Origin of the sequence: Calothrix sp. 336/3 (assembly GCF_000734895.2) — a bacterium.
GTDB lineage: Bacteria > Cyanobacteriota > Cyanobacteriia > Cyanobacteriales > Nostocaceae > 336-3.
Genome location: NZ_CP011382.1, coordinates 1,919,771 through 1,932,992 on the forward strand (window position 1 = coordinate 1,919,771; position 13,222 = coordinate 1,932,992).

Annotated in this window: 17 protein-coding genes; 2 read left to right on the top strand and 15 right to left on the bottom strand. The window is 41.7% G+C overall.

Features of this window, described 5'->3' with window-relative positions; translation table 11 throughout:
- Positions 1–203: 203 nt before the first annotated feature.
- Positions 204–2,630, bottom strand: coding sequence for a phosphoketolase (locus tag IJ00_RS07715; RefSeq protein ID WP_035151677.1), 2,427 nt, complete (start codon positions 2,628–2,630; stop codon positions 204–206).
- A 97-nt stretch (positions 2,631–2,727) separates the two neighbouring features.
- A complete protein-coding gene (locus IJ00_RS07720) occupies positions 2,728–3,177 on the bottom strand; it encodes a hypothetical protein (protein ID WP_035151679.1) in 450 nt (149 codons plus the stop codon).
- Positions 3,178–3,383: 206 nt separating this feature from the next.
- On the opposite strand from IJ00_RS07720, the gene IJ00_RS07725 reads away from it, so the two are divergent.
- On the top strand, positions 3,384–3,623 hold the full coding sequence (locus IJ00_RS07725; protein WP_144416003.1) for a hypothetical protein: 240 nt from the start codon (positions 3,384–3,386) through the stop codon (positions 3,621–3,623).
- Positions 3,624–3,744: 121 nt separating this feature from the next.
- A complete protein-coding gene (locus IJ00_RS07730) occupies positions 3,745–3,927 on the top strand; it encodes a hypothetical protein (protein WP_010995656.1) in 183 nt (60 codons plus the stop codon).
- A 57-nt stretch (positions 3,928–3,984) separates the two neighbouring features.
- Here the strand turns inward: IJ00_RS07730 and mgtA are convergent, their stop codons facing one another.
- The 13 genes from mgtA to petC all read right to left on the bottom strand — a co-directional run bounded on the left by mgtA (position 3,985) and on the right by petC (position 13,212).
- Positions 3,985–6,504 carry a magnesium-translocating P-type ATPase gene (mgtA, locus tag IJ00_RS07735; protein ID WP_035151681.1) on the bottom strand — a complete coding sequence of 840 codons (2,520 nt, stop codon included), beginning with the start codon at positions 6,502–6,504 and terminating at the stop codon, positions 3,985–3,987.
- Positions 6,505–6,548: 44 nt separating this feature from the next.
- Positions 6,549–6,851, bottom strand: coding sequence for a hypothetical protein (locus IJ00_RS07740; RefSeq protein WP_035151682.1), 303 nt, complete (start codon positions 6,849–6,851; stop codon positions 6,549–6,551).
- Positions 6,852–6,956: 105 nt separating this feature from the next.
- On the bottom strand, positions 6,957–7,406 hold the full coding sequence (locus tag IJ00_RS07745) for a hypothetical protein (RefSeq protein WP_238178456.1): 450 nt from the start codon (positions 7,404–7,406) through the stop codon (positions 6,957–6,959).
- A gap of 141 nt (positions 7,407–7,547) precedes the next feature.
- Complete coding sequence (locus IJ00_RS29890) at positions 7,548–7,673, bottom strand: hypothetical protein (protein WP_256388848.1); 126 nt, start codon at positions 7,671–7,673, stop codon at positions 7,548–7,550.
- A gap of 49 nt (positions 7,674–7,722) precedes the next feature.
- Positions 7,723–8,148: a hypothetical protein gene (locus IJ00_RS07750; protein ID WP_035151689.1), complete on the bottom strand. Its 426-nt coding sequence runs from the start codon at positions 8,146–8,148 to the stop codon at positions 7,723–7,725.
- A 550-nt stretch (positions 8,149–8,698) separates the two neighbouring features.
- Entirely contained in the window at positions 8,699–9,211 is a 513-nt protein-coding gene (locus IJ00_RS07755; protein WP_035151692.1) for a rhodanese-like domain-containing protein, read from the bottom strand.
- A gap of 27 nt (positions 9,212–9,238) precedes the next feature.
- Positions 9,239–9,589, bottom strand: coding sequence for a permease (locus IJ00_RS29895; protein WP_256388849.1), 351 nt, complete (start codon positions 9,587–9,589; stop codon positions 9,239–9,241).
- Entirely contained in the window at positions 9,481–10,236 is a 756-nt protein-coding gene (locus IJ00_RS07760; RefSeq protein WP_256388850.1) for a permease, read from the bottom strand. The genes IJ00_RS29895 and IJ00_RS07760 overlap by 109 nt, the downstream gene beginning before the upstream one ends.
- 12 nt (positions 10,237–10,248) lie before the next feature.
- A complete protein-coding gene (locus tag IJ00_RS07765; RefSeq protein WP_035151695.1) occupies positions 10,249–10,491 on the bottom strand; it encodes a thioredoxin family protein in 243 nt (80 codons plus the stop codon).
- 137 nt (positions 10,492–10,628) lie between these two features.
- Positions 10,629–10,970 carry a hypothetical protein gene (locus IJ00_RS07770; RefSeq protein ID WP_238178457.1) on the bottom strand — a complete coding sequence of 114 codons (342 nt, stop codon included), beginning with the start codon at positions 10,968–10,970 and terminating at the stop codon, positions 10,629–10,631.
- 69 nt (positions 10,971–11,039) lie between these two features.
- Positions 11,040–11,849 carry an SPFH domain-containing protein gene (locus IJ00_RS07775; RefSeq protein ID WP_052754415.1) on the bottom strand — a complete coding sequence of 270 codons (810 nt, stop codon included), beginning with the start codon at positions 11,847–11,849 and terminating at the stop codon, positions 11,040–11,042.
- Between the two features lie 136 nt (positions 11,850–11,985).
- Positions 11,986–12,663 carry a DsbA family protein gene (locus tag IJ00_RS07780; protein ID WP_035151700.1) on the bottom strand — a complete coding sequence of 226 codons (678 nt, stop codon included), beginning with the start codon at positions 12,661–12,663 and terminating at the stop codon, positions 11,986–11,988.
- 12 nt (positions 12,664–12,675) lie between these two features.
- Positions 12,676–13,212 carry a cytochrome b6-f complex iron-sulfur subunit gene (gene petC, locus IJ00_RS07785; RefSeq protein WP_035151701.1) on the bottom strand — a complete coding sequence of 179 codons (537 nt, stop codon included), beginning with the start codon at positions 13,210–13,212 and terminating at the stop codon, positions 12,676–12,678.
- Positions 13,213–13,222 lie beyond the last annotated feature (10 nt).

Below are 13,222 nucleotides of genomic sequence, written 5' to 3' on the forward strand. Positions count from 1 at the left end.
TTTTTATTCAGACTTTTATCATAAGTAATTATCCGAACATGATATTATCACTCTATATGAACTAAGGCATGAGTTGACACTCCTCTGGCTAAAACTAAGGGGATTCTTGAATCTAAGACCTAACTTGCTCTTGCAGGTTTTCACCAACAAGAGTAGAGGTTTCATCTGGGCAAGCGTTGTTCAACTTATTTTTACACGACTCCTTAGTAAGGCCACTTCCAGTTGAGGATTTCTGGCTTATCTATACCGTGCTTGTGAGCATAATTGCGGTTGTTAATAATTTCGTTCTTCATCCGCTCTCTAACATAGACAGCAGCAGAACCCAGCATCGGAACCCGATCAATCACGTCAATCACCAGATTGAACCGATCAACTTGGTTGTTGATAGCTAACTCAAGTGGTGTGTTAATGCTGCCCTTTTCCTTGTAACCACGCACATGAATATTTTCATGGTTAGTGCGACGGTAAGCCAGTTTGTGAATCAGCCAGGGATAGCCGTGGAAGTTGAAAATAACAGGCTTATCTGTGGTAAAAAGACTATCGAAATCCCAGTCTGATAGTCCATGTGGATGTTCTGTATCTGGTTGCAACTTGTACAGATCAACAACATTAATAAACCGCACCTTGAGATCAGGAAACTCATCTCTTAAGATGGCAGTTGCCGCTAAGGCTTCCATAGTCACAACATCTCCGCAAGATACCATGACGACATCGGGGAGATCAGGTTCTTGCCCATGATGGTCGTTGCTTGCCCATTCCCAGATGCCGATGCCTTTAGTGCAATGGGCGATCGCTTCTTCTATGCTGAGAAACTGGAGGTGTTTTTGCTTATCTGCAACGATGACGTTGACGTAATTGGTACTACGTAGGCAATGATCAGCTACAGAAAGTAGACAGTTAGCATCGGGAGGTAGATAAATCCGGGTAACATTGGCACTCTTATTCGTCACCAAATCTATGAATCCTGGATCTTGATGGCTAAAACCGTTGTTGTCTTGTCGCCAAACAGTAGAGGATAGTAAGATATTCTCAGAAGAAATCGGCGATCGCCAAGCAACTTCATTTTTGCTGATTTCCAGCCACTTGGCGTGCTGGTTAAACATAGAGTCAACAACGTGAGCAAAAGCTTCGTAGCTGTGGAAGAAACCATGTCGCCCAGATAAAAGATAGCCTTCCAGCCAGCCGAACAGGTTATGTTCACTGAGCATTTCCATCACTCGCCCATCGGTAGATAGTTCGCTACCATCTGCATCTTCAGGCAGAATATCTGCCAACCAGGTTTTCTCGCTCACTTCGTAGACAGCACTGAGTCGATTGGAAGCGGTTTCATCTGGGCCGAATATGCGGAAATTAGTCATGTTATTACGCATGATATCTCGCAAGAAGTTCCCTAGAGGCTTAGTGTTTTCCACCTCAACTGCACCTGGTTTGGATACCTCAACTGCATTGTTGCGGAAGTCGGGTAGGCGCAATTCTTTCCGCAGAATTCCACCGTTAGCAACGGGATTGGCACTGATGCGGCGATTACCAATCGGAGCTAGCTTTTTGAGTTCGGGAATCAGACTACCATGCTCATCAAATAATTCCTCTGGCTGGTAACTTTTCATCCATTGTTCTAAAATCTTCAGATGGTCAGGATTAGTCGTTACATCTGTGATTGGTACTTGGTGCGATCGCCAAAATCCCTCTAATTTATGACCGTCTATTTCTGCCGGCGCAGTCCAGCCTTTGGGGGTGCGAAGGACAATCATCGGCCAACGAGGACGCTTGGCAACACCTGAAATCCTAGCTTCGGTTTGAATTTTTTTGATTTCCAAAATCACTGTTTCTAGGGTTGCTGCCATCAATTGATGCACTTGCGCTGGATCATGCCCTTCCACAAAGTAAGGTGTATAGCCATACCCCTTGAATAAGTCCTCTAGTTCCTCGTGGCTGATGCGGGCTAGGATGGTGGGGTTAGCAATCTTGTAGCCATTCAAATGCAAGATTGGTAAAACTGCACCATCCCGAATGGGGTTGATAAATTTATTGGAATGCCAAGCTGTTGCCAGAGGGCCTGTTTCTGCTTCCCCGTCACCAATAACTGCTGTCACAATCAAATCCGGGTTATCAAAAGCAGCGCCGTAAGCGTGGGAGAGGCTGTAACCTAACTCGCCGCCTTCGTGAATCGAGCCAGGAGTTTCAGGTGTGCAGTGACTACCAATTCCACCAGGAAAGGAGAACTGTTTGAAAAACTTCAGCATACCTTCCTCGTCCTGGCTCTTATCAGGATAAACCTCAGAATAGGTTCCTTCTAAGTATGTCGGCCCAAGAATGCCCGGAGCGCCATGACCGGGGCCTGCGATGTAAATCACATCCAAATTATATTTCTTGATTAAACGGTTGAGATGGACGTAAATAAAGCTTAAACCGGGACTTGAACCCCAGTGTCCTAACAAACGATTTTTGATGTGTCCTGGCTTGAGGGGTTGTTTGAGCAGTGGATTATCTTGCAAATAGATCATGCCTAGAGCTAGATAGTTGCAAGCACGCCAGTAAGCATTTATTTGATACAGTTCTTCAGTACTAAGTGGAGCAGATTTGTCTTGTTTCACATCTGAAGACTTTGGCTTAGAAGGAGAAATAGTCATAGAGTCTGAATCCTACTCATTTATTTTTGGTTAAAGAATCGCTGAACACGCGATATTTCTTCATAACTAAAAGAATGCGATCGCATCTTTTTACCTCTCATCGTTTTGCCTTCGGATAAAACAAATATGTCACCCACTCACTCAGTGGGTTTTCATGTTCTGCCAAAGAGTTATCGCCTTGACAAATAAATGTCACAAAGTAATATAGTTGCTCTTGCGTGTGGACAAACTTACCGTATTCTATCTGCCGAGTTATTTCCACAGAGGTAGCCTTGTCTAATGCGGGGAGAGGGAAAAGTTTTAAGCTCACATTTAATGGAGGTGATTCAACGAGGTCTTTAATCCCTCTATCTACTATGAGTAAAATTACCCACTCCTGACCCCACGGCTGCGGATCGGGAGAAACAATTTGTAGGCAAGGGGTGTTTTTATCGACCCAATACCATGCACCCTGATTAAAAGATTCAACAGGGATGTAATTGTTTTGGGGTGGCAATTTTCCTATAAATTTGAGAAAATCTGTATCTTGGCGATCGGTTAGGTTCATTGTGATAATTCCTGACTACAGTACCTAGTATTTTTAAGGCTTTGATATTGCGGATTGTTCTCTTAGGAGTTCTTAAATCCGAAACTAAACAAATTATGAAATTAGCTTTAGAATGTAATGGGTAATAGCTGTTATCAGACAGGAAATTGCATGAGATAAGATTCTTAGGTGAAAGTATTTATGCTGTGCTAAATAAATTGACGGCTATGGAAGCAGATAATAGAGAGCATATCCCAATTATTCTGACTTCAACATCTGCCACAAGTACTATCCAACAAATTTTTAAGATAGAGTTTGCCGGATATTTACTCAAACCAATTGACATTAATAAATTAGTGGTCATGATAGAGAAACTAGTACTAATTACAAAAGTTAATATAATAGGAAAAAATAACTATGGACTAATCCAAAAAAGCAGAACACTTATGTCTCACCAAAAAAGCTAAATTCTAGCGATCGCTTTTACTGGCAATGCTGAATGCGCTTGCGTCTGTATATCCAACAGTCTTTGGTGAAGCAGTTAGTAAAAGAAACAGCCAAAACGCTTAAATCTTCTCTAAAAACATCATGGAAACAGTAGGAAATAACTCACTAGATATAAGCCAGATTAGCCCTAAAGTAAAAGAGCTAATTAAGCAATATGCTGCTGTAAATAACTGTACACAGGCTGAAATGCTAGAATATATTGTCTTGGAGTGGAACACCCAACAAAGCGAAAGTGAACGACCATCAGGAGACGAAGATGAATAGTTTTTTTCTACAAGCCCTTGGCGTAAATCAAATAGGAATGCTATGTACACTTGACCACTAAAATTTTACGTGGTTGTAAAAAACTCGTTTAACATTCTCAGCCGCAGTCACGTAGAACACCACGATCGCCCCCAGAACTAGCACAAAACTCAACGGCAATGGTTGAAATCCGAATAGCCTTGCCAACGGTGTCCAAGGAATGATTATTGTCACTCCGATAGTCGCCAGGGTTGCCATCAACAAGTATTTTCCTGGCTTACTGTTGAAAATGGATTGGCGGGTACGAACGACTAGCACAACCAGCGATGCAGAAATAACAGACTCCAAAAACCAGCCTGTTCTAAACTGTTCTGGTTGAGCGTGTAGCAGCAACAGCAGCGCCCCAAAGGTGAGATAATCAAATATTGAACTCAGCAAACCAAACACAATCATAAAGTTGCGGATAAACTTGATATCCATCCGCCGAGGTTTGTTGACTAACTCCCTATCTACCCGATCTGTGGCGATCGTTAATTCTGGGAAATCGGTGAGGAGGTTCGTCAGCAAAATCTGACTGGGTAAAAGCGGCAAAAAGGGCAGAAACAGAGAAATTCCCGCCATACTAAACATATTGCCAAAATTGGCGCTAGTTGCCATAAATACATACTTTAAAGTGTTGGCAAATGTAATCCGTCCTTCCTTTACACCTTCGACAAGGACATTTAAATCCTTTTCCATCAACACAATATCAGCAGCTTCTTTAGCGACATCAACTGCACTCTCAACGGAGATGCCAACATCAGCCGCATGAAGTGCAGAGGCATCATTAATGCCGTCTCCCAGATATCCGACTACATTCCCCGCTTTTTTGAGGGCGATAATGATGCGCTCTTTTTGGTTTGGCTCTACCTCGGCAAAGACATTTGTTTGCTGTACTCGATGCATCAAGGCTTCATCACTGAGCTTTTCTAGTTCGGAACCTGTCAACGCCTTAGGTTGAGGCAATCCTACCTGCTGAATGATACTCATCGCCACCGCCTTGCTATCTCCGGTAATCATCTTCGGGGTGATTCCCAGCAGTTGCAACTCTTTGAGGGTGTCAGCAATGCCAGCTTTTGGCGGATCGAACAGAGCCAGGTAGCCGAGAAATGTCATGTTCGTTTCATCGTCTTTGCTGAAAGAATCTTGATTAAAATCGCGATAAGCCACACCCAAGGCTCTAAATCCCTTTCTTCCCAAGTCTTCAGCCTGTTGGTGGAGTTTTTGTTGCTGATCTGCAATGTCAATAGTTTTCCCCTCAACAGTCTCAACATTTGAGCAAACATCCAGAATATTTTTCAGTGCGCCTTTAGTGATAATTAAATGCTTACTTTCTTGCTTGAATAAGATGCTTAGACGTTTGCGGTTAAAGTCATAAGGCACTTCATCTAGCTTTTGATAGCCAGAAATATCGAAGGTTTTGTATTCACGAATCGCTGCATCAATGGGATTAACATAACCAGACTCAGATGCGGCATTCAAATAAGCGTAAAGTAGAACATGATCGCTTTCTTTCCCCTCCACATCAACCGCAGAGTGAATTTTCACCTCTCCTTCCGTCAGCGTCCCCGTTTTATCGGTGCAAAACACATTCATACTGCCAAAGTTTTCAATTGCAGGTAAGCGCTTTACAATCACCTGCTTTTTCGCCATTTTCTTGGCACCACGAGCTAAGTTAACACTGACGATCGCAGGTAACAATTGAGGAGTCAAACCCACCGCCAGCGCCAGAGAAAATAGAAAGGATTCCAGTACTGGGCGATGGAGATAGACGTTAGCGACAAAAATTAGCACTACCAAAATTAGTGTTACTTCCATGAGAAAGTAGCCAAACTTACCCAATCCGATTTCAAATTCGGTTTCGGGAGGTCTGAGTTTCAGCCGTTCTGATACTTTGCCGAATTCAGTTTCTTTTCCAGTATGAACAACTACTGCGATCGCTGTTCCACTAATTACATTGGTTCCCATATAGAGGGAATTGGTGCGTTGGGCTAGTCCAGTTTCCGCAGGTAATACGCCACTTAACTTGTCAACTGGATAGGTTTCTCCTGTCAGTGCTGCTTCATCCACCGATAAATCTTTCGACTCTAAAACGAGACAATCACCCGGAATATTTTTACCCGCACAAAGTACCACAATATCGCCCCTGACTATTTCCTCAGTGGGGATTTCTTGAGATTCCCCATCCCTCAAAACAGTTGCTTTAACTTGCACTAATGCCAATAATTTTTCGACAGCATTCGAGGCTCCTCGCTCTTGCCAAAATCCTAATAGCCCACTGATGAAGACGATCGCCAAAATGATTATGGCATCTGCCACATCTTTCAGAAAAATCGATAACACCGCCGCAAAAATCAGAATCAAGATAATCGGACTCTTGAACTGATTGAGCAACAGCATCCATGCGCTGGATTCATGTTTCTGTTTGAGGCTGTTTGCGCCGTACTCGCTCAGGCGTTGTTTGGCATCTTGACGGCTTAACCCAGAGGTTTTAGAGTGCGTCTGCTGAAGCACTTGATCCGTGGACAAGCTCCAAAACGTGGAGAGTTGGGGATTCATCGGTTTGGTTTTCTGCGGTTAGTGAAGCAACAATGGTTATTCAGCTAACCCTTTTTAGAAGTATGCTGCATATGAAACCACATATAAATTCCTGTAAAAAGCAAGATGAACAAGCCGAGAGCATTCAGGAAGGGATAAATAAGTTCTAGATTAAGTGCGCCAAAATGTCCCTTGTGCCAATCTAATAACCAGTAAAACCCATCTTTTTTACCTGCTAAATCAACAATCTGAAAAATAGTTCCTGTAATTGTTGTCAGCAATAAAGGTAACAACATAATAGGTGCAAGTATGCTGTGCAGATGGCTGATTTTTTGAAAATAGTGGCTATGATTTTTTGTGGTTGTCATCAAATAATTTCCTTATCTATAACCTTTGTAGAGATATAGCAATGCTACGTCTCTACATTGTTTTTCACCAGATGTCTAATGTTGGCAGATTAATAGTTCAAAGCCTTAAACAGGGACAGACAAGCTGATTTCATGACTGATTTTGCCTAGCATTTGCTTCGCCTGACTAACATCATCCTTGTTGCCTGTCACCAGAATAATAAACTCGCCAGCTTGGATTTTAGTCTCGTACCTGAGTATCTCGTGCTTCGGTATTCCTAACCCACCTAACGCACCAGCTAGTCCCCCGACAGCAGCAGTACCAGCACCACCAACAAGGGTTCCTTCCAACCAGCCTGCCAATACTCCCACAATGGGACCAGCAATGATGATCGGCGCGACTCCGGGAATAAATACCATTCCAGCCCCTGCTAAAATGCCAAATAAACCGCCGACGAAGCTACCCCAATAAGCACCTCCAGTGGCTCCAGTTTTGGCTGTATCTTTCCAGGTGAGAAATCCCCGCACATTTTCTGTGGTTTGGTAGTCTTTACCAATGATTGAGAGCTTTTGCACTTAGTGGTGCAGAAAAGTCCTGGAATCCTTATAAATAAAGGATTTTCGACGAGACGGATATTTTAGCGTTTCTCAAAAAATGGAACGAGGATAATAGCTTTCAGGCGCTATTTTGACCATCTACGCAGTCCGTCATGAGACTCAGAAAAGTTTTCTGCACCACCAAGGCTTTTGCATATCGAAGCCTGATTTTTGTAGCTCCAATACAACCCTTTCTGCTTCTGCATGGGAAGGGAAATGGGCAACAACGGTATGTGTATATGTCATGAGTTTGGCTCTTATATGTATGTCAAATAGTTCTCAGACAAGCTTGGTTTTACTTTTTCGTAGTTACCGCAGCAACTTCAGCATCTAGTCTGGCAGCGATCGCTTCTAAGGTGGCTTTTTCAGCTTCTTCAAGGGTGGCGATCGCTAGAAAGGTTGCCGTCGCTGCATGGTTTTCAGCTTTATCTGCCCGATGTTCAAGCTTCTTTACTTTGCGGCTCGTTTTCCATTCCTCAACATGGGACTTCACTTCAGATTCTTTTTCTTCAAATTGAGTTTTCAGCTTTGCTCGGTACTCGTCGAATTCTTGTTTTTTAGCATCCAGTTTTGTTTTCACTTCTTCAAGTTGGGATTCAATCTCAATTTGAGTTTTTTTCGGAGCAGATTGAATACTTGCCTTCAGCGATTTTACCCTTTCTTCAACTGCTTCTAGATTGTCATGCAGATTTTTAGTGAAGTTATCAATTGCAGTACTCATGATAATTACTCTAGTATGTTGAATTTATGAAATCTGGCTCTATAATCGTCAAGCTTAAAATTAAAGCTATGCTTGAGTTTTACCACACATTTAATATTTACAAATTTTGAAATATATAACCTCTACCTTTTGAATGTTTTAGTATAAGTTATACAATTCAAACATTATTTAAGTAGGTCAGTGTGAAAATTTAAATGTATGTCATTACGAATGAAACGTAGACACGAAGTGACGTGCCGAAGGCTAGTGAAATGTTCGCGTAGCGTGCCGTAGGCTCTAGCAACCGCAACAGTTTTGTCAATTTTACATTCTGTTACATAGTTGGGTTTATTTTCATCGACTTACTTAAATCGTTTTTAAAAGTATTTTATATGGTAACAAGCTACTTCATTAGTGCGATCGGGGACTCGTCCAATCATTATCTCCACGGTTGGCGGTGCGATTGGTGTGGGATTAGGCATTGGATTCGCCTTTGCTGCTGATGATTTATGCAGATGTCCCCCATTCGTAACTCCTGAAATCTGCAATCGCCGCCCTGGAAAACATCGGATTAGACGATCGCTTCTTTTGCGTTTTTCCAGCCGGCAAAGCTAGGTGGGAAACCTTGTACATTCTCATAGCCTAATAGGTGCAGTGTCATTACCCCCATTGCTGATCGATAACCAGAGGAACAGTACAGCACCACAGGGTGATCGCGCGGAATTTGATTCAGATTGTGCGACAGGGTTCGCAGGGGAATGTTAATTGCGTTAGGTATATGTCCAGATTGATACTCAGAGGTTTCTCGCACATCTACTAACATGGGCTGAGACTTATTTAACAGGCTTTTTAACTCTTCGACAGTGGCGATCGTGTAATAACCTGCGGGAATCGAAGTGAGAAAACTATCAACTCCCGATTCCAGATTGCGGGGTTCAGACTGAGTTTGCATCTTTGCTTGAGAGATTGATTCAGCCTGTATGAGAGTTGCTGCTAAAGCTAGGTTTTGTTCAATACCAACCAAGAGATAAAAACACATAGCAAATCCTAGCAATATGGTCTGAATTAGTTTTTTAGTCATCATATAATTTCGCAATTGTAAAGTAGCAAGTCAATTAATTATGGCGTTGAATATGTAGCCGATGCTGATAATGCCAACGGTCATTAACCCGACAAATACAGCTAACAGTTGTGGTCGTAGCACTTTTTTGAGAATCACTATTTCAGGAAGAGATAGTGCTGTTACTGCCATTGTGAAAGCTAAAACTGTACCCATAGGCATTCCTTTATTTACTAAAGCTTCAGTAATCGGCATTACACCTGCAATATTTGCATACAGTGGAACACCTAAAATTACTGCGATCGGCACTGCAAAAGGATTATTTGCACCTGCATATTGGGTAATAAAATCTGTCGGCACATAACCATGAATCCCTGCACCGATCGCAATTCCACCCACCACATAGAGCCACACCGATCGCACAATTTCGCTGGATTGGAATCTTCCTTGCTCAAATCTTTGTCCCAGGTTAACGCCACCGTTTCTAGGTTGTCTTCCCCTTCTAGAGGTATTGCTTGACGAGATTTTTGCAGTTCCCAAACAAATGGTTCTACCCATTTTTCCAATTTCAGGAGTCCGATGATATATCCAGAAGCGATCGCTAAACCCACGCCAAAGCCGATGTAGATTAGCGTTACATTCAACCCAAATAATCCCCATAAAAGGATAACAGCAACCTCATTTACCATTGGTGCTGCCATCAGATAAGAAAAAGTCACGCCTAAAGGTACACCTGCTTCCAAAAAGCCGATAAACAAAGGAACGGCAGAGCAAGAACAGAATGGTGTAACGATTCCTACCATTGCCGCCAAAATATTTCCCGCAAAAGTGCGCTTTCCTTCTAGTAAAGAGCGAACGCGCTCTGGTTCTAAAAAACTTTGAAATGTCCCAACAATAAAGCTAATTACAATCAGTAATGTTAAGACTTTTGGCACATCATAAAGAAAGAAGTGCAGACTCGACCCTAAATGCGATGAAATCGACAATCCCAAGAGTTGGGTGACAATCTGGGTTGCCAACCAATCAAATGGATAAAATGGATCGAACATAACTTTGCCTGTTTAACGCTGCAATAAGGGCTGAATTTGTTCGGCACTGATTACTTGACCTTTGCTGACAACTTTGCCATTGATTGTCATGGCGGGAGTAGACATCACACCTCGTTTAGCAATTTCGATTGGGTCGGTAATATGTGAAACTTCAGCAATTAAATTGAGATTAGTTACAGCTTCTTTAGCATTTGCCTCTAACTGTTGGCACTTTTTGCAGCCTGTACCCAAAATTTCAATCTTGATGGAATTCATGACATAACTCCTTTTTGTATTCTCTAATTCAATTCTCTCTCTACTGAATCCAAGCGATACGCGCAGCGTAAAGCCAGAGGCTTATCGCTACCATTTATCAACTGACCCCACGCCGGATGTAGATACCCCTCATAGTGTTAGAATGTCAGGCTGAATATTTTTGCAACTTCGGGTAATAATTCTAGTAGCTTTATGGTACTAGGTAGTCCTGAGACAATTCCTTTTAACATGGTGATAGCATTATCAGCAATATTTTGCATCTCTGATTGATCTGGTTTTAACCCTGCTTCAGATAATTTTTTTAGCTCTGTTTGCGCTTTTTCTTTTTGCTTAATTGTTAACTCTGAATTAGATTCAATTTCATGTTTTAGCTTGATTAATAATTCTTTAATTCCCGGTTTTTCAGGTTGGGTTGCAGGTGGTAACTCATTAATAGCATTAGTCACGGTGCCACTAATATCAATTTCTCCTAAATTCAAAGCTTGCCCACTAGCATTAAAATCTCTGCCGACGCTACCAATTTCAACTTTACGTCTGTCATCATTAATTTAATTCATAGCTTTAATCTCCGCGTTTGATTGACTTCCAAAATTTTGATTTCCTATAATCAATTGTAATTGTCGAGGTAAAAAGCTGATAATATCTTTTACATTTCTTATATACTTTCTGCTATCTTCTTTACTAATATGAATACCAAGCTTTTCAGCTTCAGCTTGCAATTTTGCTATTTCTATAGAATTTTTTGTATCAATTATAGCAATAAATCCCTCTTCTAAAACTTTTTGTATAGCTTCTGGTAAATAAATAGCTTCAATATTGATTGTTAAAATATCAACTCCCCAATTTTTTGTTAGTTTATTTAAAGAATCTAATATCCTAGCAGCTATGGAATCCTGGTAAATAAGTAGTTCCTCAAAATTTTTATCAGCAATAACTTCTCGAATTTTACAAACAGAAAGAGAAGTCAAAGAAATTTGCAAATCATCTATTTCGTAAAAAGTTTTTTTAATATCAATAATTTGCCACTGAATAATAATCCATAATTCAATCGCAATCCTATCTTTTGTTAAGACCGACATAGGTTTCATCTCTAAGATTTGCTTCCTTATAGTATTTTCCATTACAATCTGATCTATGAATGGAACAATGAAGCTAACTCCAGAGTTTAATGTACGATGATACTGTCCTAAACGCTCTACTATAGCTTCATTCCCTTCATTAATACTTTTTTTAGCACTCAAAAAATATGTGCAAAAAAGGACGACAATAATTCCTCCCAAAACGACAATAAATCCTCCCACAATCTCCAGTATATGACGATTGATTACTGACAAAAATTCCACTAAGTAAGTAATCATAAAAGCTTTTCCTAATAATCTTTTATTGAAAGAGATTCATTTAAACTGCCTAACCCTTCCCCAAGTATTATCCTGATGTTTGAGGATGATCAGGTCTGTGGGATTGCGATCGCAGCTTTCAATTAACGCAATATCCCTAACACCAAGATTGCTCTCCCGGAGGATTGTGCAGTAACTCCCGAATATTGGCTTCGATCACCCGATAGCCCACATTGCCGTTGAGTCTCTGCCGTCCTTCATTAAAAATTAGGGTGGGGCTGACTGTAACTGTATGCTCTTTAACTAATTCAAAATCCTGGGATAATTTGGCATAAGCCTCACCACTATCGATTTGAGCTTGGATAGCAGCGAGCGGCAGTTTTAACTCCTCTGCAATTTCAAATTGCACCTTGCGGTCAGAAACGTTTGCCAGTTGGGTAAAAAACGCCTCCCGAAATGCCCAGATTGCTTTTTCAAATACCTGTTGATTTTGCTCCACCAAACCCTTCACTTCTAGTAGTTTAATTGCATGGAGAAACAAATGAGAGGATGTAGATGAAAATGGTGTAACCTTAGTCCAAATATCAGGATGAACGGTGATGTGATCGAACTTTTTCGCAACCTCTAAGACATGATTGCTGTATCCTTGTAATCCACCGCGATCGCGCCATCGGTTCTCCAGCTTTTCACGAGCAACACCAAAGACGGGGACAAAGTGCTGTGCGATCGCAATCTTGTCTTCAAAGGTTGTTTTCAACTCATCTAAACGAATCTGAGCAATATAAGCCCAAACGCAGAGAACATCGGAAAAGTAAAAAATACGAATCGGTTCCATATCACTTCATCCTTAGACCCACCAGGGTTTCTTTCCAGTGCGAGGATCAGTTTCCGTCCAAGGCGAGATTAAAATGCTGTTATCAATCACTGCAACCTGGACAATTTTGAGCGGTAGAGGAGCCGGACCACGCACCACCGACCCATCTGGGGCATAGCGAGAACCATGACAGGGACATTGAAACTGCTGATCCAAGGGATTCCAGGGGAAGGTGCAACCAAGGTGAGTGCAGTTATCCACAAGCCCGATATGATCTAGGGTCTGATCTTCTTTAACAATCAGATAAGTGGGTTCTCCCGCCAAACCTGCAACTAGGGCGCGGGTTTGGGGCGCTTCAGCCAGAATTTGCGAGGCGGGGATTTGTTTCCCTAGAATATCTTTAGCCAGAATAGCACCTCCTGCTCCTATTTTTTCTGCTGGAGCAATCAAGAATTTGCCCGCAGGATAGAGCGCAGCAAGCGCAGTGGCAGCAACAGTTGCTCCGGTAATAAAGTTAAGTAGTTGCCGTCTTGATAGGGATGGACTTTCGATTGGAATACTATTGTCCATGATGGATTTC